27 protein-coding genes are annotated in these 26,104 nt (G+C 68.4%); 12 read left to right on the forward strand and 15 right to left on the reverse strand.

The window, feature by feature from the left end; genetic code table 11:
• Positions 1–622, forward strand: a 622-nt coding sequence (locus AC3EO4_RS32415) for a MerR family transcriptional regulator (RefSeq protein WP_431899168.1), incomplete at its 5' end; no start/stop codon positions are given.
• A 321-nt stretch (positions 623–943) separates the two neighbouring features.
• Here AC3EO4_RS32415 and AC3EO4_RS32420 read toward each other — a convergent pair.
• Positions 944–2,173 carry a serine hydrolase domain-containing protein gene (locus tag AC3EO4_RS32420; protein ID WP_431899408.1) on the reverse strand — a complete coding sequence of 410 codons (1,230 nt, stop codon included), beginning with the start codon at positions 2,171–2,173 and terminating at the stop codon, positions 944–946.
• Positions 2,174–2,444: 271 nt separating this feature from the next.
• Here AC3EO4_RS32420 and AC3EO4_RS32425 point away from each other — a divergent pair, with 271 nt between their 5' ends.
• A complete protein-coding gene (locus tag AC3EO4_RS32425) occupies positions 2,445–3,218 on the forward strand; it encodes a GbsR/MarR family transcriptional regulator (RefSeq protein WP_431899410.1) in 774 nt (257 codons plus the stop codon).
• 83 nt (positions 3,219–3,301) lie between these two features.
• Here the strand turns inward: AC3EO4_RS32425 and AC3EO4_RS32430 are convergent, their stop codons facing one another.
• The gene (locus AC3EO4_RS32430; protein WP_379569790.1) at positions 3,302–4,378 is read right to left on the reverse strand and encodes a serine hydrolase domain-containing protein; all 1,077 of its coding nucleotides are present in this window, start codon (positions 4,376–4,378) and stop codon (positions 3,302–3,304) included.
• Between the two features lie 233 nt (positions 4,379–4,611).
• On the opposite strand from AC3EO4_RS32430, the gene AC3EO4_RS32435 reads away from it, so the two are divergent.
• Positions 4,612–5,682, forward strand: a complete 1,071-nt coding sequence (locus AC3EO4_RS32435) for a cation diffusion facilitator family transporter (protein WP_431899170.1) — start codon at positions 4,612–4,614, stop codon at positions 5,680–5,682.
• 161 nt (positions 5,683–5,843) lie between these two features.
• Here the strand turns inward: AC3EO4_RS32435 and AC3EO4_RS32440 are convergent, their stop codons facing one another.
• From AC3EO4_RS32440 to AC3EO4_RS32460, 5 genes are all read right to left on the reverse strand, one after another.
• On the reverse strand, positions 5,844–6,032 hold the full coding sequence (locus tag AC3EO4_RS32440) for a hypothetical protein (protein WP_431899172.1): 189 nt from the start codon (positions 6,030–6,032) through the stop codon (positions 5,844–5,846).
• Positions 6,033–6,186: 154 nt separating this feature from the next.
• Positions 6,187–6,798 (reverse strand): GNAT family N-acetyltransferase, encoded by a 612-nt coding sequence (locus AC3EO4_RS32445; RefSeq protein WP_431899173.1) that lies wholly within the window; start codon positions 6,796–6,798, stop codon positions 6,187–6,189.
• A complete protein-coding gene (locus AC3EO4_RS32450; protein WP_431899175.1) occupies positions 6,795–7,541 on the reverse strand; it encodes a TetR/AcrR family transcriptional regulator in 747 nt (248 codons plus the stop codon). Before AC3EO4_RS32450 ends, AC3EO4_RS32445 begins: the two co-directional genes overlap by 4 nt.
• Positions 7,542–7,842: 301 nt before the next feature.
• On the reverse strand, positions 7,843–8,568 hold the full coding sequence (locus tag AC3EO4_RS32455) for a phytanoyl-CoA dioxygenase family protein (protein ID WP_488186365.1): 726 nt from the start codon (positions 8,566–8,568) through the stop codon (positions 7,843–7,845).
• Positions 8,569–8,794: 226 nt separating this feature from the next.
• On the reverse strand, positions 8,795–9,595 hold the full coding sequence (locus tag AC3EO4_RS32460; protein ID WP_431899178.1) for a F510_1955 family glycosylhydrolase: 801 nt from the start codon (positions 9,593–9,595) through the stop codon (positions 8,795–8,797).
• 272 nt (positions 9,596–9,867) lie between these two features.
• On the opposite strand from AC3EO4_RS32460, the gene AC3EO4_RS32465 reads away from it, so the two are divergent.
• The 4 genes from AC3EO4_RS32465 to AC3EO4_RS32480 all read left to right on the forward strand — a co-directional run bounded on the left by AC3EO4_RS32465 (position 9,868) and on the right by AC3EO4_RS32480 (position 12,385).
• A complete protein-coding gene (locus AC3EO4_RS32465; RefSeq protein WP_431899180.1) occupies positions 9,868–10,281 on the forward strand; it encodes an ArsR/SmtB family transcription factor in 414 nt (137 codons plus the stop codon).
• Positions 10,278–11,000, forward strand: a complete 723-nt coding sequence (locus tag AC3EO4_RS32470; protein ID WP_379569775.1) for a cation efflux transmembrane domain-containing protein — start codon at positions 10,278–10,280, stop codon at positions 10,998–11,000. Before AC3EO4_RS32465 ends, AC3EO4_RS32470 begins: the two co-directional genes overlap by 4 nt.
• A gap of 93 nt (positions 11,001–11,093) precedes the next feature.
• The gene (locus AC3EO4_RS32475) at positions 11,094–11,450 is read left to right on the forward strand and encodes a BlaI/MecI/CopY family transcriptional regulator (RefSeq protein ID WP_379569773.1); all 357 of its coding nucleotides are present in this window, start codon (positions 11,094–11,096) and stop codon (positions 11,448–11,450) included.
• Complete coding sequence (locus tag AC3EO4_RS32480; RefSeq protein WP_431899183.1) at positions 11,447–12,385, forward strand: M56 family metallopeptidase; 939 nt, start codon at positions 11,447–11,449, stop codon at positions 12,383–12,385. Before AC3EO4_RS32475 ends, AC3EO4_RS32480 begins: the two co-directional genes overlap by 4 nt.
• 12 nt (positions 12,386–12,397) lie before the next feature.
• Here AC3EO4_RS32480 and AC3EO4_RS32485 read toward each other — a convergent pair whose 3' ends face one another.
• The 4 genes from AC3EO4_RS32485 to AC3EO4_RS32500 all read right to left on the reverse strand — a co-directional run bounded on the left by AC3EO4_RS32485 (position 12,398) and on the right by AC3EO4_RS32500 (position 16,236).
• Positions 12,398–13,021, reverse strand: a complete 624-nt coding sequence (locus AC3EO4_RS32485; RefSeq protein WP_431899185.1) for a vitamin K epoxide reductase family protein — start codon at positions 13,019–13,021, stop codon at positions 12,398–12,400.
• Positions 13,002–13,733, reverse strand: coding sequence for a DsbA family protein (locus AC3EO4_RS32490; RefSeq protein WP_431899187.1), 732 nt, complete (start codon positions 13,731–13,733; stop codon positions 13,002–13,004). The genes AC3EO4_RS32485 and AC3EO4_RS32490 overlap by 20 nt, the downstream gene beginning before the upstream one ends.
• 191 nt (positions 13,734–13,924) lie before the next feature.
• Positions 13,925–15,172 carry an MFS transporter gene (locus AC3EO4_RS32495; protein WP_431899188.1) on the reverse strand — a complete coding sequence of 416 codons (1,248 nt, stop codon included), beginning with the start codon at positions 15,170–15,172 and terminating at the stop codon, positions 13,925–13,927.
• Complete coding sequence (locus AC3EO4_RS32500) at positions 15,169–16,236, reverse strand: PLP-dependent cysteine synthase family protein (protein ID WP_431899189.1); 1,068 nt, start codon at positions 16,234–16,236, stop codon at positions 15,169–15,171. The genes AC3EO4_RS32495 and AC3EO4_RS32500 overlap by 4 nt, the downstream gene beginning before the upstream one ends.
• 712 nt (positions 16,237–16,948) lie before the next feature.
• Here AC3EO4_RS32500 and AC3EO4_RS32505 point away from each other — a divergent pair.
• The 4 genes from AC3EO4_RS32505 to AC3EO4_RS32520 all read left to right on the forward strand — a co-directional run bounded on the left by AC3EO4_RS32505 (position 16,949) and on the right by AC3EO4_RS32520 (position 22,400).
• Positions 16,949–18,238 (forward strand): aminotransferase class V-fold PLP-dependent enzyme, encoded by a 1,290-nt coding sequence (locus tag AC3EO4_RS32505; RefSeq protein WP_431899190.1) that lies wholly within the window; start codon positions 16,949–16,951, stop codon positions 18,236–18,238.
• A 666-nt stretch (positions 18,239–18,904) separates the two neighbouring features.
• Positions 18,905–19,444 carry a hypothetical protein gene (locus AC3EO4_RS32510; protein ID WP_431899192.1) on the forward strand — a complete coding sequence of 180 codons (540 nt, stop codon included), beginning with the start codon at positions 18,905–18,907 and terminating at the stop codon, positions 19,442–19,444.
• Positions 19,445–19,659: 215 nt separating this feature from the next.
• Positions 19,660–20,979 (forward strand): Dyp-type peroxidase, encoded by a 1,320-nt coding sequence (locus tag AC3EO4_RS32515; RefSeq protein WP_431899194.1) that lies wholly within the window; start codon positions 19,660–19,662, stop codon positions 20,977–20,979.
• Between the two features lie 299 nt (positions 20,980–21,278).
• Positions 21,279–22,400, forward strand: a complete 1,122-nt coding sequence (locus AC3EO4_RS32520; protein WP_431899196.1) for a catalase family protein — start codon at positions 21,279–21,281, stop codon at positions 22,398–22,400.
• 115 nt (positions 22,401–22,515) lie between these two features.
• On the opposite strand, the gene AC3EO4_RS32525 is transcribed toward AC3EO4_RS32520, so the two are convergent.
• Positions 22,516–23,316, reverse strand: coding sequence for a class I SAM-dependent methyltransferase (locus tag AC3EO4_RS32525; protein WP_431899198.1), 801 nt, complete (start codon positions 23,314–23,316; stop codon positions 22,516–22,518).
• A gap of 57 nt (positions 23,317–23,373) precedes the next feature.
• Positions 23,374–23,709 carry a hypothetical protein gene (locus AC3EO4_RS32530; RefSeq protein WP_431899199.1) on the reverse strand — a complete coding sequence of 112 codons (336 nt, stop codon included), beginning with the start codon at positions 23,707–23,709 and terminating at the stop codon, positions 23,374–23,376.
• Positions 23,710–23,999: 290 nt separating this feature from the next.
• On the opposite strand from AC3EO4_RS32530, the gene AC3EO4_RS32535 reads away from it, so the two are divergent.
• Positions 24,000–24,869, forward strand: a complete 870-nt coding sequence (locus AC3EO4_RS32535; protein ID WP_431899200.1) for an anti-sigma factor antagonist — start codon at positions 24,000–24,002, stop codon at positions 24,867–24,869.
• A 185-nt stretch (positions 24,870–25,054) separates the two neighbouring features.
• Here AC3EO4_RS32535 and AC3EO4_RS32540 read toward each other — a convergent pair whose 3' ends face one another.
• Positions 25,055–25,252, reverse strand: coding sequence for a pyridoxamine 5'-phosphate oxidase family protein (locus AC3EO4_RS32540; RefSeq protein ID WP_379569749.1), 198 nt, complete (start codon positions 25,250–25,252; stop codon positions 25,055–25,057).
• Positions 25,249–26,070, reverse strand: a complete 822-nt coding sequence (locus AC3EO4_RS32545; protein WP_431899202.1) for an SDR family oxidoreductase — start codon at positions 26,068–26,070, stop codon at positions 25,249–25,251. The genes AC3EO4_RS32540 and AC3EO4_RS32545 overlap by 4 nt, the downstream gene beginning before the upstream one ends.
• Between the last annotated feature and the right edge of the window lie 34 nt (positions 26,071–26,104).

Below are 26,104 nucleotides of genomic sequence, written 5' to 3' on the forward strand. Positions count from 1 at the left end.
CTCCTCCGGCTACCGGCGCTACACCGCCGAGCACGCCATCAAGCTCGTCAAGATCAGGACCCTGGCCAACGCGGGCCTGCCGCTGGCCCGCATCAAAGACCTTCTTGACGCCGACCCGGACACGCTCACGGCAGCCATCGCCGAGGTCGACCACGACCTCCAAGACCGCATCGCGCAGCTGCGGCGAGTCCGCGATCAACTCGCCCAGCTGCGCGGCGGCGACCGGCTCTTCGTTTCCCCGGAAGTCGCCGACCATCTCGAGGACTTGCGCCAACTCGGCGTCAGCGAGCGCCAGATACACCTGGAGCGCGACGGCTGGATCCTCATGCAAACGGCCTCACCCGAGGACGCCGGCCTGTGGATCGCCGAAAAGCGCGAACTCCTGACCAATCCCGAGTTCCGCGCCCTCTACCTCGAACACGACGCCGCCTACGACTGGCCTGCGAACGATCCCCGCCTCCCCGCCCTCGCGGACCGTACCCGGAGCTGGTTCACCAACCATCACAGCCGCTCCGAGACCCGCCCCGTCGCCAATCCCGCCATCGCCCGGTTGGCCGCGCAATCCCAGCCTGGAGCCTCATCTCCGGCCTGGGAACGCCTGGCCCAGCTCATGAATGGCTAGCCTCGACGGTGCGCGCCGCTCGGCCGGGAGTGTCTGATCTCCGGCCTGCCCGGTCGGGCGTGACGATTCGGCGGGAAGTCGGCGGAGACCCTCTAATCCGTGGAGGCGGTGGAGATGAACATGGGCGCGGCCCCTCCCTGACCCGGCACGCCGCGTCCCGGGGTCCGGAGAGGACCCCGGGACATGCCGTCAGGCCGGTCGCGGAGGCCAGGGCGATGCTGCCGTGGGTGGCGATCTTGTGGGGTGAGCCGGCGGCATCGGCCCATCGACGATTCGGCCGCCAGGGGGCTGAGGGCGGGTCTGCCCGGCGCGGGCTCGGTGTCAGTCGTCGATGGCCTGGTAGGTCGTGGTCCAGAAGTCGTGGATCAGCCGCGCCGAATTCGGGACCGACATCCCGACCTGGGTGAGCAGGATTCCGGTGAGCTGGTTGTCCGGGTCGGCGTAGGTCGAGGTGCCGCTTCCGCCGTCCCAGCCGAACTGGCCGATGGGCGCGTAGTCGCCGCGGTAGGTGCGCACCGCCATCCCGAAGCCCCAGCCGCCGTGCTGCCCTTGGCCGAATGACAGATGGACGTTGTCGGTGGCCATGGCGTTTCGGGCGGCGTTCTGCTCGGGCGTGAGGCGGTTGGTGGTCATCAGCTGGACGGCCGGCCGGGACAGGATCCGTTCGGTCCCGTGCGTCCCCTGATTCAGCAGCATCCGATAGTAGGCGTGGTAGTCGTCGACGGTGGAGACCAGCCCGCCACCGCCGCCCTGGAACGCCGGAGGCTTGCTCCAGCGTCCCTCCTCGGCCTCGTCCCACACGAGGAACTCTCCGGTCTGCGGGTCGGGGGCGTAGAGGGTCGGCAGCCGGTCGATCTTGTCGGCGGGCACGTGGAAACCGGTGTCCTTCATCCCCAGCGGGTCGAAGAGGCGTTCGCGCAGGAACGTCTCGAACGGCTGGCCCGTGACCCTGGCGACGAGCACGCCGAGCAGATCGTTGCTGATGTGGTACTGCCAGCGCTCTCCGGGCTGGTACATCAGCGGAAGCGTGCCAAGGCGGCGCATCCACTCATCCGGCTCGGGCATCGGCTCCGGCAGATCGGGCGTGAGCCCCTGCTCGAAGACCGCGTTCATGATCGGAGCGCCCAGCGCCGTCATATCCATGCCGAGCCCGAACGTGGAGGTCAGCACGTCCCGCACGGTGATCGGCCGCCGCGCCGGCACGGTGTCGTCCAGCGGGCCGTCGATCCGCTTCAGCACCCGCCGGTCGGCGAGTTCGGGCAGCCACTGCTCCACCAGGTCGTCGAGCCGCAGCCTGCACTCGTCGAGCAGGACCATCGCCGCCGCGGCCGCGACCGGCTTGGACGTCGAGGCCATCCGGAAGATCGTGTCCCGGCGCATCGGCGCGCCACCGTCATGGCGCATCGTCCCGATCGCTTCGACGTGCGTCGCACCGCCCCGGCTGACCAGGGCGACCAGCCCGGGAACCTTCCCGGAATCGACATGCCGTGCCAGTACCTCGCGCAGTCTGCCCAGCCCTGCTTCGGAGAAGCCGCTGTTGCCGTTTCCCATCATGAATCTCCTTGCTTACGGCCCCGCCAAACGTTCGGGGATCGCTGAACGTCTGCGACACTACATTGCGTTTATCAATTCGTCAAAAGAAGAGAGCTCACATAAGTCCTGCTCTGTGGCATGCATATGGCTATCTTTGCAATGAGTATGAAGCTAAATGCAATGGATGATCAGATGTGCATTGCAATGGGATCCGAGTGAATGCATACTGTGCAGCGGGTGTGCGGGCGCGGAGCTCCCGTGCATGTCGACAGACAGGGGGCGAGCACCGATGCCCGGAGGCAGGCTCACCAATGAGGACCGCCGGCACATCGCTGCGGGGCTGGCCGAGGGGCTCGGATACGCGGAGATCGGCCGGCGTCTAGGGCGGCCCGCCTCGACCATCATGCGGGAGGTCACCCGCAACGGCGGCCCCGACGATTACGGGGCGGACCGGGCGCACGAGGCCACACGGCATCGTGCGCACCGGCACAAGCAGGCCCAGCCTCCGGCGCCGCCGATCGTTGACAGCGGCCATGGGCGTGACCCCCAAGCGGTGCGGGACTTCACGGAGTCCTACACGGCTCTCCTCGTTCAGCAGGGCGTGCCCCGGATGGAGGCCAGGGTGCTGGCCTGCCTGTACATCACTGACTCCGGCGCTCTCACCGCCGCTGACCTGGTCGCGCGGCTTCGCGTCAGCCCGGCGTCCATCTCGCACGCCGTCGCCTTCCTCGAACAGCAGGGAATGCTCAGGCGGGAACGGGCTCCAGGCGCGCGGCGCGAACGCTACGTCATCGACGATGAGATCTGGCTCAGGTCTCTCCTCGCAGGTCTGCAGATGAACGAGGCCCTGGTGGCCGCATCGCAGCGCGGAGCCGAGATTATGGGAGTCGCGACCCCGGCGGGCGCCCGCTTCGAGTCCTCGGCCGAACTTCTTCTCCTCCTGAGCGAGGCCTTCCGGCAGGCCATGGAGCAGTGGCGGCAGAGGCGACCACCCGGAACGCCCAACGCCCGGACACGCGACGAACTCGTGAACCGAGAAGACAAGCCGGCGGCCGGCGGCTGATCGGCAACGCGCCGACAGGCCCTCCGTGGGGGCACACGCCCGGGCGGCGCGGCTGCCCCCTCCCGCGGGGGCGGTCGCGACCATCAACCGCGCGGCCGGCTCGCCGACCCGCAGAACGCCTTGACGGCGATGCCCATGACCTCCTCGGTGGTCGGGTTGCGGGTCGAGGGGTTGATCGACAGGGTCATCGACTTGCCGGAGTCCGAGCGGAACGCGAACGTCAGGTAACCGATCAGCTCGCCGCTGTGCCCCCACACCGTGCCGCACGGCAGCGGGTAGGCCTGCAGTCCGAGCCCGTAGCCGAAGCCCGCCCCCGTCTCGACCGTCGTGCGCATCGCCTGCAATGACGTCTTGCTGATCAGTTCGCCGCCGAGCAGCGCCGACATGAACCGCTCCAGGTCGGCCGCGGTCGAGATCATCTCGCCCGCGGCCCAGTCCAGCGAGGGGTTCATCCGCGTCGCGTCCACCAGGTCGGGCAGCGGCTCGTACCCCTTGGCGTGCGGAGACGGCAGCCCTGCCCGGTCGCCCGGCACCACCGTGTGGCGCAGCCCCAGCGGGCGCAGGACGCGGCGCATGACCTCCTCGCCGTACGGGTTGCCGGTCAGCTTCTCCACCAGCAGCCCGAGCACCACGTAGTTGGTGTTGGAGTAGTGCCACTTCCCATCATCGGGAAGCTTCTTGGCGAAGGCCACCTTGAGCAACCGGCGCGGCTGGTAGGAGCGGAACCGGGCGTCGCCGCGCCAACGGTTGGTCGAGTATCCGGGCTCGCTCATGTAGTCGTACAGGTGGCTGGTGTGGTTGAGGAGCCGGCGGACCGTGATCAGCTCGCCGCCCGGCACCAGGCCGGGCAGGTGCTGGTCGATGGGGTCGTCGAGCTGCACCTTGCCCTCGTCCACAAGCTGGAGCACCACGGTCGCGACGAAGGTCTTGGTGACGCTGCCGATCCGGAAGTACCCATGGGGCGACGGCCGTCCCCCGCGCTCGATGTCGCGCACACCAACGGCGGTCGACCAGGTGCGTCCGCCGTCGGAGACCCGCGCCAGGGCGGCCGTGGCCCCGTTGCCCGCCACGATCTTCTCCAGGTCGGAGCGTACGTCCACACCGTGGCCGCCCGCCGCAACAGCCGCCGCTACCAGCACGTTCATCATCGTCTGCATCATGTGCTCAACGCTATGGAGATCGACTGTTCGGCAGAATGCGGTGCTCCGCCCACTCCACCTGCGGAAAACCACAGCAGCTCAGGAGCCGAGGTGGAGCGGCACCGCCGGATGCGGGGTGAGGCCCGCTGCGCTGGGTGGTTGCTCCTGCAAGTATGTGGCACCTGATCCGTTGTCTCATGCGTCCATGGCTACGTAGAGTCCTGCTCAGCGCGCCAGATGCAAGCGAGGTGGGCATGTCAGGACAGGACACCGGCGAAGTCGGCCACGGGCACGGTCATGGGCACGGTCATGGGCATGGCCACGGTCATTCGCGGTCAAGGACCGTCGCGGGTCTGCTGTCACGGGTCGGGCATGCGATCAGGCCCCACAGCCACGACACCGCCGACAAGACCGATCAAGCGCTGGAGGCCAGCAGCAAGGGCATGCGCGTGCTCGCCGTCTCCTTCGCCGCTCTCATGGCCACCGCGCTCGTGCAGTCCGTGATCGTGGCCGTCTCCGGCTCCATCGCCCTTCTGGGGGACACGCTTCACAACTTCGCCGACGCTTTGACCGCGCTACCTCTGGCCATCGCGTTCTCTCTGGGCCGCAGGGCCGCCACCCGGCGCTTCACCTACGGGTACGGCAGAGCCGAGGACCTGGCGGGAATCGTGATCGTCTTGCTCATCGCGGCCTCCGCGGCGCTGGCCGGATACGAGGCCGTGGTCAGGCTCATGCATCCACAGGATGTTGACGCTCTCGGCTGGGTCGCCGCCGCAGGCGTGATCGGGTTCCTGGGAAACGAGGCTGTCGCTCGGTACCGCATCAAGGTCGGCCGCGAGATCGGCTCGGCCGCCCTCGTAGCAGACGGTTTGCACGCCCGCACCGATGGCTTCACCTCGCTCGCCGTCCTGCTCGGCGCGGGCGGCGCGGCCCTCGGCTTCCCGATCGCTGACCCGATCGTCGGCCTGGCCATCACCGCCGCCATTTGCTTCGTCCTGCGTGACGCCGCCCGGGAGATCTACCACCGGCTCATGGACGCTGTGGACCCTCGTCTGGTGGAGCAGGCGGAGAGCATCCTGTCCGGGGTGCCGGGTGTGAAGGGGGTCGGATCGGTACGGCTGCGCTGGATCGGTCATGCGTTGCGGGCCGAGGTCGACATCCAGGTGAGCGATCGGCTCTCGCTGGTCGAGGCGCATGCCGTGGCGGTGGCGGCCGAGCATCGGCTCATCCACGATCTTCCGCGCCTTACGGCGGCCACCGTTCACGCGGATCCTGATGGTTCTGACGGCATCGACCATCACGCCGTCCTTGCCACTCACCGCTGAAGTGCTTTCTGATCGACCGTTGCCGGACAACTGCGGCGGCGATCGACGGCTCGCTGAGCAAGCACGAGATCGCCGCACAGCGCCGCCGGCCGGCCAGCAGCACGATCATCCAGTCACCGCGTGGGCGGCCCGCCGACATGTCTCCCCTCGGGACCGGGGACCTAACGCGCTCCTGGGAGGAAGTTGCTGTCCCCGAGCGCGCCTATCGTCGGGCCCTTGAGGAAGTCGTTGACCTGGTCCATGAGCGAGTTGAGGGCTGAGGTGGGATCGGGGGCGGCGGCCGAGGCGGGGGCGGCGGCGAGGCCGACGAGGATGACGGCCGCGATCAACGACCCGGTGAGAACGCGCATGTGCTGGCCCTTCGCTGGTGGCAGACAGACTGCCGACTACTGTCAGTACAAGGCGATAACTTACAGTGAGCGAGCCGCATCGACGACGGTCCGGGCGGGGACACGGTGCAAGACTCCTCGCCTGGGCCAAGCCGAACCTCGTCCGCGCGCTCGCTCAGAGCGTCCGCGGCCTCGAACCTGCCTGGACCAGACGCATGCCCACATAGGCGCTGATCCCGGTGATCTTCGCGTGGTGCACCTTGGTCCGCTTGAACTCGGTGAAGCCGAGCTTCTCGTACAGGCGCAGGGCCGGGGTGTTGATGTCAGCGATGGTGTCCAGCACGTACTCGTCGTACTGGGGCAGGTCGAGGAGGTGCTGAATGATGGCCGAGGCCACTCCCTGCCCACGGAACGTCAACCCGGTCGCGACGAACTCCAGCGAGGCCATCCTCTCCCTGGCATAGAGCAGAGGCTGCTCGAACTCACGGGTGAACGAGACGTGAGCGATCGTTCCTTTGAAGATGCCGAGGTGCCTGCGGAGCTCTCTGGCGTCGTGCCGGACCGCCCGCTGCAGCCCGTCGGTGCACGCGACGATTCCCGCCGGCTCCCCGTCGACCAGGCCGACGTAGAACGCCTCCAGCACCAGCATGTGTGCCAGGGCGTCGGTGAGCTTGTCCGGCTCTTTGGAGAAGTAGGACAGGTCGGGGCCGAAGCCGTCCACGAAGATCCTGGTGATCGCTCTGCGGTAACTCTCGCCCAAGTGGGCGGCGCGTCTGACCTCGATCATGATTCGGCCTTCTTCCGCCGGACGATGAGCGCCTCGATGCCGTCCAGGAGCAGGGTGAGGCCGAAAGTGAAGTCGGCGTCCTCGATCCAGTCCGGCGCGGCGCCGAACGCCCCCGACTCCAGCGCCGCCGCCAGTCCCGGGTAGCCGTCGGCGTCGATGAGCTGGGTGAGCAGCGCGGTGTAGCCGGCCAGTCCTTCCGGTCCTGCGTCGTCGACCGTGCCGCTCATGGCGGACTGGAGGGTGGCGGAGCTGGCGGCGTAGGCGGACAAGGTGGAGGCGATGTTGATGGCCTCCGCCGCTGCAAGCCCGGCGCCGGTCAGCACGGTCAGCACCCGGTCCAGCCAGCGCAGCGTGTGTGGCCCGGTGGGCGGGGTGAGGGGCGAGACTTCCAGCAGCCACGGGTGGCCGGCCAGGAAATCGCGGTTGGCGCGGGTCCAGGCGGCCAGGTACTCCCGCCACGGCAGGATGCCCGGTTCGGGCGGTTCCGGGGCCGCCGCGTCCACCATCGCGGTGAGCAGGTCGTCCTTGCTCGCGACGTAGCCGTACAACGACATCGTGGAAACGCCCAGCCGGGCGGCCACGCTGCTCATCCGCACTCCGGCCAGACCCTCGGCGTCCGCGATCTCGATCGCGGCATCGGTGATCCGCTCGAGGGTCAGGCCGGGGCGGGGGCCGCGGCGCGACACAGGTTCTCGCCCCCACATCCGTGCGACGACGGTGGGCAGCTCCTGCTCGGATCCCATCACACACCTCCCCTAATGCCGTACAAGATACACTGTATCTTGTACGGAGAAAGTGCATGACGAGTCTTGCGAGCCTGGGGCTGACCGCCGAGCAGGAACGCCTCTACCGCCACCTGCTGCGCAACCCGCACGCGGCCCTTGATTCCACTCCCGCAGCTTCCTGCGGTCCGGTCCGCAACCTCTCCGTCTCCCTGGCCCGCGGCGACGGCCGACATGCTGGGCGGCATGGATCGAACGAGCTCCCGAGGTGTTCGCCGACAAGGACTACACGAGCCTCAACGGCGGCGAGCCTGTCGCGTCATCACTCCCGCACGGCGCGGGCGAGCGGCGTGTCCGCCGCGGGGTCCAGCGGTGCCGACAGGAAGACCGGCGCCTGGGCCATGAACCGCGGCCGGCTGCCCAGATGCTCCTGCGCGGCGTGCACGGTCAGCGGATGCACCACGTACACCTCGCCCGGCAGCCCCGTGGCGTGGGCCAGCGGCCGCTCGGCACTGGCGGTCTCCACCAGCTGGCCGGCGCTGACATGGTCGTACGTGCCGTCACCGAGGGCGGGCAGCGCGTCACGCTGGGAGCCCACCCGGATCCTGGTCGGCGCGTCGTCCGGCCCCACCTCGGAGAACAGGATCAGCAGCAGCAGCGTGGTGGAGCGCCCGCTGACCGCCCAACCGCCGTCCTCGGTCATGACGTTGAGGTCGATGTGCCAGCCCCTGTCATCGGCCGGCGGCAGGTTCGGGAACCGGATCGGGATGTTGCCGCAGCTGCCGAGCGGCTGCCAGCCGCCCCGCCCGCACACCTCGTCCAGGGCCCGGGCGAGCTCGGGCGAGCCGATGATCTGCCCGAACGGCCCCTGGCCGGTCATGTCGGCGGCCCACACCACCGGCTGCGTCCAGCCCTCGGGCGCGTCGGGGGACAGGCCGATCTGCTTCCACAGCAGCTCCTGCGCGGCTAGTCCCACCTCCGGCGCGGCCGCCCGAACCTTGACGAACCCCTGCTTCACAAATTGTTCGGCCCATTGCATGCCCGCCACGCTACAAGCGTGGTCAACCGGATTTCCGGGCCCCGGCCGCCTCCGTGGCCAGTCGTGATGACGGGGCGGACGGGTCGCTCCCGGCGGAGACCAGGGCCAGGGCGGGGCGCCAGGGGGCCAGGGAGGCGGGACTGTCGCGGTCGTGAGCCGTCTCGCGACGCCGCGAATCCACGGGCTAGCTCCTCTCCTCCCGGCACGAGGTGGGCTCGCACCCGATGCGATGTTCTCAGGACAGCGGCAGCAGGCGGGTGAAGGTGGCGCCGCCGTCGCGGGATTCGTAGATGCCGCCGTCCGTGGCGGCGAGCAGGTGGCGGGCATCGACGGCTTCGAACGCCTGGGGCGGGCCACCCGGGACGGTGGAGATCGTCTTCCAGATGTCGCCGCCGTCGGCGCTCCTGCTGAGAGTCCCGGCGGGATCGACGGCGTACAGCACGTCGGCGGCGGGCCAGGACAGCAGCAACTGCGGCACGCCACCACTGGGGCGGAAGGTCCGGCCGCCATCGGTGCTCCTGGCAACGCCCTGCTCGGTGGTGGCCAGGACGATGCCGCGGTCGGCCGGGCTTACCTCGATGTCGGCGGCGTCGAGCTGGGCGCGGTTGTCCCAGGTCATCTTGTCGGCGCTGACCCGCAGCCGCTGGGAGGTGGAGTCGTAGCCGTAGACGGTGCCGTGGGCGTATTCGAGGGCGTGGAAGTCTGCTTGGCCGGCCAGGGACAGCGTGCGCCAGGTGGCCGCGGCGTCAGAGGACTCGATCAGGCCGAGATTGGAGGGCCCGCCTTGGCCGGGTGCGGGGTGACCGCTCCCCAGGAAGGTGTTCTCGCCGATGACGGTGAAGCCCATGGTGTCCTGGCGCCCGGTCCCGACCTGGGCGGCCTTCCCGGGCGCCTCGATGCGGTATACGCCGTGGTGGGTGGCCACGTAGACCTTGCCGTCACCGGGATTGATCCCCAGGCCGTGCACGTGACGGAGCTCGCCGCCTTGACCGCCCGAACGGCTCTCGCCGTTCGCGCTGATGCTGATGGTGTTCACGGCCGCGACTGTGGTGGCGAGCACAACTGCCAGCCGCAAGGCATGTCGGAGCGGTCGGGTCATCGACTGCCTCCCTTCGGAGCATCACCTGGGTCGCTGGGGATGGGATCGCCCGCCCCCGCTCCCCGCATGGAGGTGGCTTGTACCGGCCACCCTAAGCCTGTCACGTGCGGTTTCGTTGCCTCACCCTCTTCCCCGGACCGCCTGGACGCCTGAGACGTCGCCAGGGGGCCGCCTGTCAATCAATCGCAATCCATGGCTATCATCGCAGTATGACGATGAATGATGGTGGCCGGTGCGTCAGCGCCGACATCGCCGCGGGCTTGCCGCCGGCGGCCGCGCTGTTTCACTCGCTGGCCGATGAAACCAGGCTGAGGATCGTCCAGCGTCTGGCCCGCGGCGAGGCCCGCGTGGTCGACCTGACCGGCGAGCTTGGCCTGGCCCAGTCCACCGTCTCCAAGCACGTGGCCTGCCTGCGTGATTGCGACCTGGTCGACTACCGGGCCGAGGGCCGCCAGTCGTTCTACTTCCTGACCCGGCCCGAGCTGATGGACCTGCTCGCCTCCGCCGAGCAGCTGCTAGCGGCCACCGGGCATGCGGTCGCGCTGCGCCCCGCCCACGGCAGTCCGGCAGGCGGCCTGGCCGACGGCGACGACATCGAGCTCCTGGGGAAGGCGGTGTCATGACCGCGTTGAACCCGCCAGGCCCGGGCCTTGCTCCGGCCCGGCGTGCCGTTCTGCGACGTCGGATCAGGCTGCTGGTGGCCGCCACCATCACCTACAACGTGATCGAGGCGGCCGTCGCCATCACCGCCGGCACCATCGCCTCCTCGGCGGCGCTGATCGGCTTCGGCCTGGACTCCATCGTCGAGGTCGCCTCCGCCGCGGCGGTGGCCTGGCAGTTCTCGTCCGCCGACCACGAGCGACGGGAACGGGCCGCGCTGCGCGTCATCGCGCTGTCCTTCTTCGCCCTGGCCGCCTACGTCACCGTCGACGCCGCCCGCGCCCTGTTCGGCGTCGGCCAGGCCGAACACTCCACCCCCGGTCTCATCCTGGCCGCACTGTCGCTGGTGATCATGCCGTTCCTGTCGGCGGCGCAGCGGCGCGCCGGACGGGAGCTCGGCTCGGCCTCAGCCGTGGCCGACTCCAAGCAGACGCTGCTGTGCACCTACCTGTCGGCGGTGCTGCTGGCAGGACTGGCCTTGAACAGCGTGTTCGGCTGGTCGTGGGCCGACCCGATCGCCGCTCTGGTCATCGCCGCCGTCGCGGTCAAGGAAGGCCGCGAAGCCTGGCGCGGCGACGCGTGCTGCGCCGTACCCGCCATCTCGATTCCCTCACCCGCCGACGCCGCCGAGCCCGAGGGGTGCGCCGACGGCTGCTGCTCCCCCAAGGAGGACCCCCGATGATCGGCCGCCCGATCGTCAAGGCCGTGGGAGCCGTGCACCGCGAGTTGTAGCCTTTCTACTGTCAGTAGAACGAACTGGGCAGGGAGCTCCCAGATGCACCTGGGCAATCTCGAGCGGGCGATCATGGAGTCCCTCTGGCGGCACCCCGACGGGATGTTCGCTCAGGACGTCGCGGCCGGTCTCCCCTCCCGCCCGGCTATCACCACCGTGTTGACGGTCCTCGTACGGCTTTCGCGTAAGGGCATGGTGTCGAGAGAAAGGGTGGGGCGCGCCCACCTTTACAAGGCCGTCGTGGAGAAGGACGCCGTCGTCGCGGAGGCCATGCGCGCCGCGCTGGACGAGGCGAGCGACATCGAGGCGGCGGTGCAGCGCTTTGTCGGAACGGTGAGTCCCGAGGTGGCGGCAGCCCTGCGCGAGGCGCTCGGTGCCCGAGGGGAAACGCCGTCGTGACCGTCTGGCTGATCGCCGCTGGTGCCGCGGTGCTTCCCGCGGCCCTGGGAAGCCGCATGGCTCGCAGACTGGCGTCGGCGGCCTGGACCTTCCGGTATCCGCGCGCCGCTCTGGTGCTCTGGCAAGCCGTCGGGCTGGCCGGGGGCTTGGGTGCGGTGTGCGTCGGACTGGTCGCGGCGGTATGGCCCCTGGCGGCCGTCTTCCCGCACGGCATGCACACGCTCGCGCGTCAGATAGCCAGCGGACATGGACTCGATGGGCTCGGACCTGTGCAGATGGGTGCTCTGGCCTGGTCGGCTGGGCTGTCCGTCTGGTTGCTGGCTCATACGATCCGCGTGGCCGCGAAGACGGTGCTCGATCAGCGGCGTCAGCGGCTTCTGGTCGACGTCGTCGCGGATCACTTGCCGATGCACGACGTGTACGTCCTGCCCAGTGAGGGGTGCGTGGCGTACTGCGTGCCGGGCAGGCATGGGCGCGTCGTGCTCAGCCGGGGGACCTTGGATCTGCTGTGTGCTCAGGAGTTGGACGCGGTTCTCGCGCACGAGCGTGCTCACGCTCGTGGCCGCCACGACCTGGTGCTGCTTCCGTTTCTCGCGCTGAACCATGCCTTTCCGTGGCTGCCGCTGGTGGCGACGGCCAGGCAGGCCGTTGCCGTGCTGCTCGAGATGATCGCCGATGATCACGCACGTCAGGTGCACGGCGAGTTGCCACTGGCTCGCGCTCTGGTGCGGATGGCGGCGCCGGCGGCCGGGAAGGGCGCTGGTGCGTTCGCTCTCGCTGACGCGGGGCTCACCGAACGGCTGGAACGCCTGCTCGGTCGTCGGCTGGAGTCGGGCTGGGTGCCTGCGGCTGCGTATTCGGCGGCCGGCCTGCTGCTGAGCGGGCCGCTTGCCGTTCTCGTGGCGCCTCTCTTGTGCGTCGCCATCTGGGTCTGACCGGTCGGAGCATCAGACGAGGGTGCTCCAGTAGGGCCAGAACCTGATGCCGATCAGGGTGACGACGGCGATGAACCAGATGGCGAGCACGACGGTGTGGTAGCCGGCGAGTGCCCCGATGACCTTGTGGCCGCGGAAGTTGCGCAGGGTGACGTACCAGAAGAGGGGAATCGTCACCGCCCAGACGACCATGCAGTAGGGGCAGAGCGCGCCGATCACATAGAGGCTCTGATAGATGAGCCAGTGGACGAACACCACCCCGCAGGTGACCCCCGCCTGGAGCCCGAGCCAGAACCAGCGCGGGAGCCGTGCGCCACCGAGAAGGGCCGCGCCCACGGTGGTCACGCAGGCGAAGGCGGCGATGCCGAGGAGTGGATTGGGAAAGCCGAACGCCTCGGCTTGCGGCGTGTTCATGACGGAGCCGCAGGACAGGACCGGGTTGATGCTGCAGGTGGGCACGTAGGCGGGGTTCTTCAGCAGCGCGATCTTCTCGACTGCCAGAACGAAGGCAGCGACGAAGCCGAGCGCGCCGCCTACCAGCAGGAGCCGTGGCAGCAGCCGGGGATACGGCTCGTCGTGCTCCGCAGCGCTGCCAACGGACGGAACGGCCGCGGTGTCAGCCGGCGAGTGCTGCATCGATGGCCGCCTTGAACTCGTCGGAGGAGCGGGGTTCGATCTTCTTGCCGTTCAGGAAGAACGTCGGGGTGCCCTGCACGCCCAGCGCCTCGCCGTCCTTGGCATCCTTCTTCACTCGCTCCAGAGTGGCGGGATCGTTGTAGGCCTTGTCCCACGCGGCCAGATCCAGTCCGAGGTCCTTGGCGAAGCCACGGAAGGCGGCATCCGCAGGGACCTGCTTTTCCGCCCATTGCTTCTGGGTCTCGTACATACGCTGGTACATCGCCTCGAACTTGCCCTGCTTGGCGGCCGCCTCGACCGCGCGGGCCGCCCGCTCGGCGTTGAAGTGGCTGCCGATCGGGAAGTACCTCGCGACGAAGGTCACCTTCCCCGCGTACTGCTTGCGCAGTTCCTCGATGACAGGGAAGTACGCGCCGCAGCCCTCGCACTCGAAGTCCAGGAACTCCACCAAGGTGACCTTGCCGTCCGCGGCCGTCTGCAGGCGGTGGCTGTCGGCGCGGACGAGCTGGGACTCGCCGGCCGCGACGGCACTCGTCTGGCCTGAACCGAGGCGGTTGACGGCGAACATCGCGGCGACCACCACAACGAAGACGCCGACGACGGAGAGCGTCACGGCGAGGTTCTTCCTGCGCGCCTCCTTGCGCCGGTCCTCGGCTCGCATCGCTTCGACCTTCGCCTTACGGGCTTCCGTCCGATCGTCATCGTTCGACATGCTTCTCCCTTCACCAGTGCTGACCTCGGATCGGACGTGATGTGCCGAACGTGTCCATCGCATGCCGTGTCCCGGGCAGGCCGGTCGAGCTTCTCCGAGTTACTTCTACATAATGTAGAAGATTGTGGCAGTCGTTGCGCACAGCCTCGTCGCCGCCTCTCGTTCGGCTCCGGACCGGCGACACGCTCACGTCAGGTCGCGGCCGCCGTCGCCTGTCCGGCGATCAGCCGGTCGCGGTTCGTCAGCCGCCTGACGGCGGTTGCGGAGGCGAGACCGGCGGCGACCAGCACCACCCACGGCACGCTCGCCCAGGCGGTGGATGCCGTCAGGTCCATCACGGACCCGAACACCAGGTAGCCGGCCAGGATGCCCACACCGGACAGGAGGTTGTACAGCCCGTAGTAGGTGCCGACCAGCCGGTCGCCGGCCATGTCGGCGATCGTGGCCATCTCGAAGGGGTAGGCGACCAGCGTGCCTGCGGTGAGCACAAGCGTGCAGGCGAGGGCGGGCAGGATGGCCCACGGCCACGGCGGCGACAGGTGTGCGGCCACGGCCATCGGAACGAACGACACCCCCATGAGGGCCAGGCCGATGCTCATCGCTCGGCCCCGGGTCCAGCGGCGGGAACACCAGGCGGTCAGCCGTACCTGGCCGGCGATCCCGAGGACGGCCGACAGCGCGTACAGCACCGCCACCCAGCCATCACCACCACCGGCGCGCTGCACCTCCAGGGGCAGGCCCAGGTACATCTGGAACGACAGGCCGTAGGAGGCGATCATCGCCGCGGCGAACGCCAGGAACGCCCGGTCGTCGAACGCCTGCCGCCATTCACGACAGACCGGGGACCTGTCCGGCGTCGCCGTGTCCCGCCGTTCCGGAAGGTAGATCCCTTGCAGGACTGTCAGAACCGCGAAGATCGCCGCCGCGGACAGGCACACCACGGTGAAGCCGCCGTTCAGCAGCACGATGCCAAGGAGCGGCCCGAGCAGGATGCCGCCCTGGTAGAAGACATTGAACACGGCGAACGCCGCCACCTTGCGGTCACCCGCCTCCCGGGCGAGATAGGCCCTGGCCGCCGGGTTGAACAGCGCGCCCGCGAAGCCTGTCACGGCGGCGGCCACGAGCAGCACTGGCAGCGCGGCCGACAGGCCGAACAGCACGAAACCGAGCGTGCGCAGCGCGCAACCGGCCATGATGACACGCTTGCAGCCGAGCCGGTCGGCCAGCGTGCCGCCGATCAGGAACAGCCCCTGCTGGCTCAGGTTCCGCAGACCCAGGACCAGCCCGATGGTCCAAGCGGCCAGGCCCACGCCGGTCGCCAGATGCTGGGCGAGGTACGGCATGAGCATGTAGAAGCCGAGGTTGATGCCGGCTTGGTTGACCTGCACCAGCTTGATCGGTGTCTCGAAGGAGCGGAACTGCCGCAGCGTCTCGATCACCGTGCGCCTCCTCTGGAGGGCGCCAGCGGGTCGGTCACGCCCGCGCATCGCGTCCAGCGGTGGACTTCGCGCTCCGACGTCGCGCCGATCACGTCGGGCTCGTCCGCGGGGGCGACATCGAGCAGCCCGTGGGCGTGGCAGTAGGCGTCGTCGAAGATGGTGTCCCAGTAGCGCCACGGACCGTCGGGAAAGACCGCGACGATGCTCTGACCTGGGGCGGTGCTCGCCAGCCAGCGGGCCACCAGCGCGACCGCGCCGGTGCTCCAGCCGCCGGAGATGTAGTGCTGGACGGCGAGAGCACGGCATGCCCACACCGCCTCGGAAGCGCTGACCCAGTGCACCTCGCTGAAGGAGTCGTAGGCGACGTTGCGCGGATGGATGCTGGAGCCGAGCCCGCGCATCAACCGCGGCCTGGCCGGCTGGCCGAAGATGGTGGAGCCCACGGTGTCGACTCCGACGAGCTTGAGGCCAGGGAAGTGGTGGCGCAGCACCTTGGAGATGCCGGCGCTGTGCCCGCCGGTACCGACCGAGCACACCAGCACGTCGATGTGCGGGAGGCGGGCCAGCAGCTCATGCGCCAGCCCGGCGTAGGACTCGACGTTGTCCGGGTTGTTGTACTGGTCGGGACAGTAAGCACCTGGTGTCTCCCGCAGTAGGGAGCGCACTCGCGCGCGGCGGGCCTCCTGCCAGCCGCCCACGGGATGCGGCTCGGTGACGAGTTCCAGGCGCACGCCGTAGGAGGTCAGCAGCCGCCGCATGAGCGGTTCCATCCCGGGGTCCCCCACCAGCACGACGGGGTGGCCGAAGACGATTCCCGCCAGAGCCAGACCGAGGCCCAGGGTGCCGCTGGTCGACTCGATGATCGTGGCCCCGGGAGCGAGGTCTCCTCTGGCACGGGCCTGGCGCACCATGTGCAGCGCCGGCCTGTCCTTGATCCCGCCGGGGTTGAAACCCTCCAGCTTGGCCCAGAAGCCTCTTCCACCCCCGACGAAGGGCTCGGAAACGAACGTGACCGGCGTGTTGCCGACAGCGAGAGAAAGCGAAGAATACGAAATGGACGGCATATCCAGAGGCCGCGCGAAAGACACTGGCGTTGACATGTGATTCCTCAGGTTGCTGGTGCGTTTGCGGGCATGGCGAAACAGTCGCCTTGCGGTGATCAGGAATGACGAAGGGGGAATCGTCGCCCTATACGCGCAGCACGCAGAGGCAAGCGATGTCTGTTCTGGAGAATCGCGTCGTCAATGGATTCGGCCCGCGGAACCCGAGATATGCCTGAGTAGGCGAAGGCGAGGCAGTCGCTCGATCGAAGGACGTCAGTGGGCAGGTTGGGACGGAGAAGTCTTGCTCCATGCCGTGATGGTGCCGAGCGGGGAGTTCGCCGTGGGCGCATGCCGTGACATCAGGGATCGCCGTTGCGATCGGAGCGCTCGCGTGCGGATTGTGCACGTCATGCGCGGCCGCCTCCGAGAGCACCAGGGCGGCACATGCTCCGCCGTGGGCGAAGACGACTCCGATGATCATGGCGAGCACGGTCAACGCGTGCGCCAGTGCCCGACCGGCATCTGTGGTGGCGGGTCGGCCTGAGCAGGCTGATCGTGTCGCGAACATCACTGGGGATGATGCCCGGCGCCAGGCATGGCGCGCCCAGCGAAGACACACCTTTTCGCAAAACGTGAGCGTTTTATCTCGCTTTGCCGGTGGCGAAGAGGAACGCTGCGGCGTGGAGCCTTGGGCGTGCGGAAGCGATTCTCGAGACGTATCGGAGATGCCTTTATGACGCTGTCCAGAAGAAATGTGATCGCCGGGCTGAGTGCTCTGCCGGTCTACGGAAAGGCGGTATCCGTGCTGCCTGCCGTACCCAAGGAGGTGACTCCCGAAGCGCTCGCACATGATGAGCGGTTCTGGGCCGCCGTCGCGCGGCAGTTCAGCGTGAGCCCGGATTTCGTCAATCTGGAGAACGGCTATTACGGGATCATGCCGGATCCGGTACGGCGGGCCTACCACCGCAACGTCGACCACCTCAACGAGCGCAACTCCCACCTGCTGCGCACCGAGTACAAGCCGCGCGCCGACCTGGTTCGCGACCGCATCGCCGCCGTGCTCGGCGTCTCTCGTGAGGAGATCGCCCTCACGAGGGGAGGCACCGAGGCGCTCCAGAACCTCATCTCGGGGTACAACCGCCTGCGCCAGGGCGACACCGTCATGTACGCCGACCTGGACTACCACAGCGGGCAGTACGCGATGAACTGGCTGCGCGAGCGGCGCGGCGTCCACGTAGCGAAGATCGTCATTCCCGAGCCGGCCACCCGACAGGCGGTGCTCGACACCTACGACCAGGCGCTGCGCGACCACCCCGGCCTGAAGTTGCTGCTGCTCAGCCACATGAACAACCGCACCGGGCTCGTCACACCCGTGCGAGAGATCGTCACCATGGCCCGCCACACGGGCGTGGACGTCATCGTCGACGCCGCCCACTCCTGGGGACAGCTCGACTTCACCGTCGCCGACCTCGACGCCGACTTCGCCGTGTTCTCCCTGCACAAGTGGATGGGCGCACCCCTCGGATCGGGCTTCCTCTACATCAGGAAGCAGCGCCTGTCCGACATGGACCGTCTCTACACCGACGAGACCTATCCCATGACCGACATCCGCTCCCGCGTCCACTCAGGCACCATGAACGTCGCACCCATCCTCACCGTCGACGCCGCGTTGGACTTCCACGAGTCCCTCGGCGCGGCGGTCAAGCAGGCACGGCTTCGCCACCTGCGCGAGCGGTGGGTGAACCAGGTGAGAGACATCGCCAACCTGGAGATCCTCACCCCGGAGGAGCCGGAGACATACGGGGCCATCACCGCCTTCCGCATCTCCGGCCGCACCTCGCAGGCCGACAACGTGGCCATCACCGACACGCTGATGAAGACCTATCGCATCTTCACGGTCCAGCGCGGGGGAGTGGCACGCGGTGACTGCGTGCGGGTCACGCCCGCGCTGTTCACCTCGACGGACGACGTGGATCGCCTCGCGGCCGCCCTGCGTGACATCGCCTGGCGCATGCGGGTGTGATCGGTCCCGGCCCGGAACGCGCCTCCCGCCCCGACGCCGAACTGTTCGCGCAGGCGCCCATCGACATACGAGGTGCCCATGGCAGGCCGTCCGCCCCGAGGAAGGGGGTTGCGTCCACGGCCGTGGTGTACGAGGCGGCCGCGAGCCACGCTCTGCACCTCGGCCCCGGCCTCAGAGTCTCCGGCGGACGTAGGCCCGGATGAACAAGACGGCGCATCCGGCGGAGGCGGTGGCCATGGCCGTCATGGCCTGGGGGTCCTTCATGATCGCAGCGTAGATCGCCACCACGAGAGAGATCGCCGCGGCTGTCAGATACGTCTTCCACACAATGGCCGACACGGGCGGCCGAGGGGGGCGGCCAGGGGGGATCACTGTCACCCTTCACATCCTGCAACACGAGCCCTTCGGCTACGCGCTGATCGATGGGCCGGTCTCGCATCTCCGGTTCGCCGATTTGTGGACACCGGACCTTGGCGGATGACGCGTCCGCTCACAGTGCTGACCTGCCTCCAGCCGGCCAACAGCGGTGTGGTCAGAATGGAGTTGAGGGCGATGGCGCCTCATCGCCGAGCGCCTGGCTCTCCTCGGACGGATCCGTGGCAGGAGGGGCTCACCATGACTGCGACGCCAGACGCAACCCCATCAGCTCAGCCCGAGCGCCCGGGCATGAAGGACGGGGTGTGCAGCGAGTTCACCGTCTTTACCAAGATCAAGCCGGGTCATGCGGATGCGCTGCGTGAGGATCTCGCCACGCTCGCCGGCGGGTCATCTGACGCGGAGGCCCGAGCGGCGCTGCGCCAGATCGGCACCCTGCACGACGCACGCCACGTGATTTTCGACAACGACACCCGGCACATGTTCGCCAGCGTCTTCGACGGCTCCTGGGACACCTACATCGACGACTTCGGCAAGACGGCGATCGGGGCCCGCTTCGACAAGGTCTTCTCGCACGCCGAAGGGTTCCCCGGTATCACCGATCCGAAGGTGAAGGACTGGTTCATCGCCCAGCAGGCGCCCGCGGGGGTCTTCGTCAGCTCCTATCCCGATCTGACCGTTCAGCAGATCTGGAAGGACCAACGCGTGAACGAGGCATTCCAGGCGGTGCTGGACACCCCTGAGTTCCGGGCGGCGCTGGACAACCCGGCGAACGCCGAGTTGCTGGCCACACCGGCGTTCCAGAAGCTGATGGAGGAAGCCGCAGGCTAGAACCCATAAGACAACCAACCCCTAAGGCTGAGCCAACGTCGCAGCGGGGGGCGACGCGGGCGGCCGCCGGAGCGCACGGTGCCGCGGCGGTGAGCCCGGCGCGTCATGGACCGCGACGGCGGGCGTGAGCCGGCCGCCACGGGGTTGTCCAGGGAAAGACCGATGCGGAGGCGCAAACGATCATGAACGCGGGGGCAAGCCCGAGCGGAGCCGGCGTGGGCATCGAGATCGACGACATCCAAAGCGGGGCATTGCATCCACGGCCTGCGCCGTACGAGGGAAGGTTCATCCTCCTCCGTATAGATGACCGCCACGCCGGACGTTCCCTGCTGCGGCGGCTGCTCCCGGCGATCGAGGGTGGTTTCCACAGTGCGGACCCGAGCCAGGACGCCTGGGTGGCGGTGGCGTTCACCTACCAAGGACTGCGGGCCCTGGGGGTGCCCCAGGAGTCGCTGGACAGCTTTCCGCGGGCGTTTCGCCAAGGCATGGCTGCGCGCGCGGAACTGATCGGTGACGTGGGTGAGAGCGCCCCGGCCCATTGGGAGCCGCCGTTCGGAACGGCGGATGTGCATATCGCGTTGAGTGCCCTCTCTCCCGATGCGGCGCGGCTGGACAAGGCTCTGAAGCGAGCCCGCATCGCCTACCAGGACACGCCTGGTGTCCGGGTGATCTGGCAGCAGGAGGTCCGCCAGCTCCCGACCGGGCGTACCACCTTCGGCTTCCGCGACGGCATCAGCCACCCGAACATCGAGGGCCTCGGACTGCCCGGCTCCAATCCCCAGGAGGCCCCCCTCAAGGCCGGCGAGTTCATCCTCGGCTACCCCGACGAAACCGGCAATCTGCCGCCCATGCCCAGCCCCGATGTGCTGGGGCGCAACGGGACCTACGTTGCCGTGCGCAAGATTCACACCAAGGTGGCGGCCTGGCGCCAGTACCTGCGCGCGAACACCTCCAGCGCCCAGGAAGAGGCGCTCCTGGCGGCGAAGATGGTCGGACGCTGGCCCAGCGGGGCACCGTTGACGCTGACCCCGGAGCACGACGACGCGGCGCTGGGCGCCGATCCGCACCGCAACAACGACTTCCTGTACCGGGAGAACGACGACCGCGGCTTCCGGTGCCCCGCCGGTGCGCACATCCGGCGTACCAACCCCCGCGACGCCACCATCATCGGCGACGCGCGGATGCACCGCCTCATCCGCCGCGGCACCAGCTACGGCCCGCCGCTGCCGGAGGGCGTGCTGGAGGACGACGGCGCCGACCGGGGCCTGGTCGGCGTCTTCATCGGAGCTCATCTGGAACGACAATTCGAATTCATCAAGGCCGAGTGGATCAACGACGGCAACTTCATCGGCTTCCCCGGCGAGAAGGACCCGATAGCCGGGCATCACGACGGAATCGGCAGCGCCACCATCCCGGAGAAGCCGATCCGGCGCCGCCTGCAGAACCTGCCCAGCTTCGTGGTCACCCGAGGCGGTGAATACTGCTTCCTGCCGGGTCTGCGCGCCCTGCGCTGGCTGGCCGAACTGAAGGACTGAGGGCCTTGCCCTACCCCGAGGTCGCCACCACGGTCTCCGAGAAGAGGCCGACGTCATGACAGCACGGTTCCACCGGGATCGGCGGGTGGTCGGCGGCCAGCCTGGTGATCGCATAGAGGCACGTGAGCGATTTTTCGGCGATCCACCGACAATCTGATCGCCAAAGGGCTGTCCGCCCGACCTGTCGGCATGCCTACGCTGAGGTGTGACCTGGGCCGACACGTGGTCCTGCCGTCCCCGGTCTGAAACAACGGTGTCATCCCGCAGCCGACGGCAGGCAAGGGGAGATGGTCGAGCTCATGCCATCGCGGTTCATCCCTTACACACCAGACGTCGAAGCCGCCGTCCCCGATTTCGACGAGATGCTGCAGACGGTGATCGCCAAGACCGAGCGGTTCATCGCCGAATCGGTGACCGCCGAAGGCACCGGCATGGCGGTCCGTGACGCGCATGCCAAGGGGTACGGGCTCGTCAGGGGAGAAGTCGAGATCCTCGACGGGCTCCCCGCCGAGTACGCGCAGGGCATCTACGCCGCACCGGGACGGCACGACGCGCTCGTGCGCTTCTCCAACGGTTCTCCTCACGCGGGCGCCGACGCCAGTCTTGGCCGCGCCACGGGGCTGGCGCTGAAGATGTTCGGCGTCCAGGGTCCGACCCTGCTGGAGGACGAGCCCGACACCGGCACCTTCGACTACAACCTCATCAACGCACCGGTCTTCTTCTGCAACACCGTGAAGCACTACCTGTTCATCCAGGAGTTGTTCCTCGACGCGCCGAAGTATTTCGCCCAGGGGGCGCCCGGCCGGCATCGCTTCTACCGCGAGTTCGTGACCGGCAAGGGAAGCCTGGCCGAGGACGAATGGGCATGGGACGAGTTCCTGGCCTTCCTCGCGGTGTCACAGCGACCCCTGGTGAACGTGTTGCTGTCGACCTACTTCACGATGGGCGCGGTACGGCACGGCGACTACATCGCCAAGGTGCGCCTCGCCCCCGACCCCGCCTCCGCTGCCGCGGTCGTCCATCGCGCCATCGACCCGGCATCCGCGGAAGAGGTCTTCCGGCCGGCCTTGGTGGCCGAGATGAGGGACCGGCCGTACGCGTTCGACATCCAGGTCCAGCTGTGCGCCGACCTGGACCGCATGCCCGTCGAGGACCTCACCGTCGAGTGGCCCGAGCGGCTGTCGCCGTTCGTCACGGTCGCCAGGCTACGCCTGCCGCGGCAGGACATCTCGGATGAGGAAACCCTCAGGAAGATGGACGCGCTCTCCTTCACCCCGTGGCGGGTGACGGCCGAACACGCGCCGCTCGGCGAGATCATGCGGGCACGCGAGGAGGTCTACCGCCGTTCCTCCATCCAGCGTCACCGGCTCAACCAGCAAGAACGCAGGGAGCCGCGCAGCGCTGATGAGGTCTCGTCGTGATGTTGGAGTCGGACGACATCCAGGGGCACGAGGACCTGGTGACCAGCGTGCTCAGTGGGCCCGGGCTTGATGGGCGCGGTACTGGCTATCGAACCGTTCGTGCTCACGCACGACACTAGCCTTTGCTTGCGGTCACGATGTGCGCGTCCATCGGCATAATGATCTCGCCTGAAGGCATCACGAACTCCGCAAGCGCATCTTCGGATTCCGCGGCGAGAGATCGCATCGCATCGTCGCTGAGCATCTCAGCCAAGGGCGAACCCTTGACCTCTATGCGTATGAACTCCTCCACCGACGGAAACCGGATCGAACCCTCATGGAGGGTAACCTCGGCCCCCGAAATGCCACTGCTCTCAAAGAGCTTGCCCAGTTCGATCTGATCGCCAAGGACGAACGGCGCTGCCAGCACGTCCGCTGCCTCACGCCCGCATTGTCGGCCGGCTAGATCTACCAGAATCCGGTAACCCCGGGCGTGATCGATCGGCGCCCACCCGGCGACCGCCAGGTGTCCCCCTGTCGCGAGCGTGCGCCACATCTCGCGGAGGGAGGCCACGCGGTCCGGAAAATACATGAGCGCGAACTGGCTGACCACGACGTCGAAACTCATATCTTCGAAAGGAAGCGAGACCGCATCGCCCAGTCGCCACGCTATTTTCGGCTCAGTTCGCGCTGCGACCGCCAGCATCCCCTCATTAAGATCAACGCCAACGACCTGGCCTCCTTGCCCGACCCGCCGAAGGGCCTCGCGGGCGAGCACGCCGGTCCCGCAGCCAACGTCCAGGACCTTGTTCCCCGTCCTGATTCCAGCGGCGTCAGCAACCGGGCTCGCCCAGGCGCCGAAGATCGCAGGTACGAAACAGGACTCGTAGACTTCGGCGGCATCCGTTGAGACCTGCCAGCGTTCAGGCTCAGCCATCAGGATCACCCCAACTGTCGGTTACCGCAGTGATGTGACCAGCCTGTCGTCACGAGCTTAGCCGCTTCCGAGCCGGCGCTGCCGGGACGAGTGGGGCTGCCACCGGCGCCGGCAGCTGTTGAAGGAGCACGGCACCACCAGGGAGGGCTTCCACAGCGCTGACCCGCACCAGATACCGGTGAACACGCTCTGGATACCGGTCTCGGCGATGATCCCGTCCACGAGGGCGGAGAACTTCCCATCCCGGTCTCGGATCAGATAGCGCGCGGTCGGCTTGTCCAGCGTGAGGCGCAGGCTCACCGACGGCTTTCTGAACAGCCGCATCGCGTTCGCCAGCGGCGATGTCAGGAAGGCTGGCCGGTTGGGGGTGGCGGTGGCGGGGTCGGCGGCCATCGCGATCTCGGTCTGGGTGGTGTCGAGGTAGCTGCCGGTGCCCTTGGAGGCGCGCGGCTCAGAGAACCGTTCTGCTGCGGCCTGAGGGTCGTCGTCCGCGCTGCGGTCATACGGTGGCAGCCACGTGGATGGGTCCTGGTCGGCTTTCGACTGGTTGCTGCGGGCGAGTTCCTCGTTCTACCTGCACGGTAAGAGCCTGGTGGCTTGTCGCGCGTGAGTGCCGAAGTTGTCGGAACCACCCGTCGGTCACGGAAGGTAGCAATTCGTCATCAGACGGGTACAGAGTGTGAGTGGACAGCATCGCCCCAGAGTTTGCAGGTGACCGCCCCGGCGAACGTGAGCTCGACCGGGAGACGGCCCAGCTACCCGCACAGCGCACGCGGCGGGTGGCCGGCAACCAATACGCGCTACTCGATGAGGCCGAACACGCCCTCATCGAACTGCTGGCCGACGTGCCGGTGGACGTCGACGCCGCGCAGGGGGCGCTCATCGCGGTACGCGAGGCGGTGGCGAACGCCGTGCAGCACGGTTGCGCCGCTCACCCGGGCACCGTGGCCGTGGTCGACCTGGCTGTCGAATCGAGTCGGCTCGTGGTGCGGGTGGCGGACGCCGGGCCGGGCTTCGACCCGCGAACGGTGCTCGATCCGCTGGCCCCACAGCAGCGGCTGCGGCCATCGGGCCGGGGGATCTTCCTCATGCATCACCTGATGGACAGCGTCGAGTACGCCTTCCCGCCCGGCGGTGGATGTGTGCTCACGCTGCGCAAGACCGTCATTGCCGCCCGCCGTGACGGCGAGCGGGAGGAGAGAAAGGGATCCGGGATGGATATCAAGAAGCGTACGGCCGACGGCGTCGTGATCTTCGACCTCAACGGCAAGATCACCATTGGGGAAGGCGCCATACAGGTGAGAGAGGCAGTGCGGGAAGCGCTCAGCGACGGTCAGAGGCGGATCGTTCTCAACCTGGCACAGGTCAGCTCCATCGACTCCTCTGGGCTGGGAGAGCTGGTCTCCAGCTACACGACCGTCCAAAACCACGAAGGGAAGATCATCCTGCTCGATCTCCCCCCGAAGATCCAGGACTTGCTCACCATCACCCAGCTGATCACCGTCTTCGACGCCTACGACGACGAGAAGGAGGCCGTCGCCTCATTCTCGTGAGCCGCGAGACCCGCCCACTTCGTCGAGTGGGCGGGCCTCATGGTCACCTGGTGCTGGTCGTAGACCCTGCAGTGGTCGGGTCGCCGCCGGCGTCGGCCACGAACGACATGAGCAGGACTCCTCCGAGATGACAGTGGCTCGGTGCACCGGGACCCAGGACTAGGCGCTCGCTGGAACCACTGTCTTCAGCTCCGGCGCCGTCGTCGGCTTCGGGGGATGAACGCGACCGTGGCGCCCTTCAGCGCGCGGGCCAGGACCGCGTGGCCGTCCCAGGTGAAGTGGACGGCCGCGACGTGCGGGGCGCCGCCCGGCCGCAGGGCGGTCGGGGTGGCCGCAGGCGGCTCGGACAGGAAGGTCTGGATCGCCGGAGGGCTCTTGCTCACCGGAAGGCGGCGGCGTTGCGCGCGGCCCACTCGCCGAAGGGGTGCGGGGCACGGCCCAGGATCCGCTCGACGTCCGGGCTGACGCGCTGCTCCTCGGGGGTGGGGTCGCCGAGGATGGCCAGAGTCCCCTCGACCACGGGCAGCGGCATGAACCGCGCCATCTGCTCGTGGGCCTCCTGCCGGGTCTGCTCGACGAAGCGCACCGGCTCGCCCAGCGCCTGGCCGATCGCCGCCGCCCGCTCGCGCGGGCTGGTCGCCGCGGGGCCGGTCAGGACATAGGTGGCGCCGTCGTGCCCGTCTTCACGCAGGACGGCAGCCCCGGCGGCGGCCACGTCGTCGGGGTCGATGAACGGCAGGCCCACGTCGCCGAAGGGCGCGGCAGCGGTGCGGTGCAGGCGGACCGGTTCGGCCCACGCGTAGGCGTTGGAGGCCATGCCGCCGGAACGCAGGATCGTCCAGCCCAGCCCAGACTCTCGCACGGCCTCCTCGAACGCCCCGGCGTGCCGGTAGGCCTGCGGCCGTGTCCCTGCTCCCTGGCTGGACAGCAGGACGATCTTGCGGACGCCCGCGGCCTTGGCCGCCCCCACGAGCCCTTGCGGGTCATCCCCTGCGACCAGGAGGAACAGCGCGTCCGCTCTCTCCAGCGCCGGGCGCAGGCTCTCGACGTCGCCCAGATCGGCGACGGCGGCGCGTACGGCTTCTGGGACGTCGGCCTGCGTGATGTGGCGAGCCACCGCGGTGACCTGCTCGCCCGTTTCGGCCAGCAGCCGCACCAGGGTCCGGCCGACGTTCCCCGTGGCACCCGTAACAACGATCATGATGAGCTCTCCTAGTTCTGAGTTAGTTGGCTGA

Source organism: Nonomuraea sp. bgisy101, from assembly GCF_057708945.1.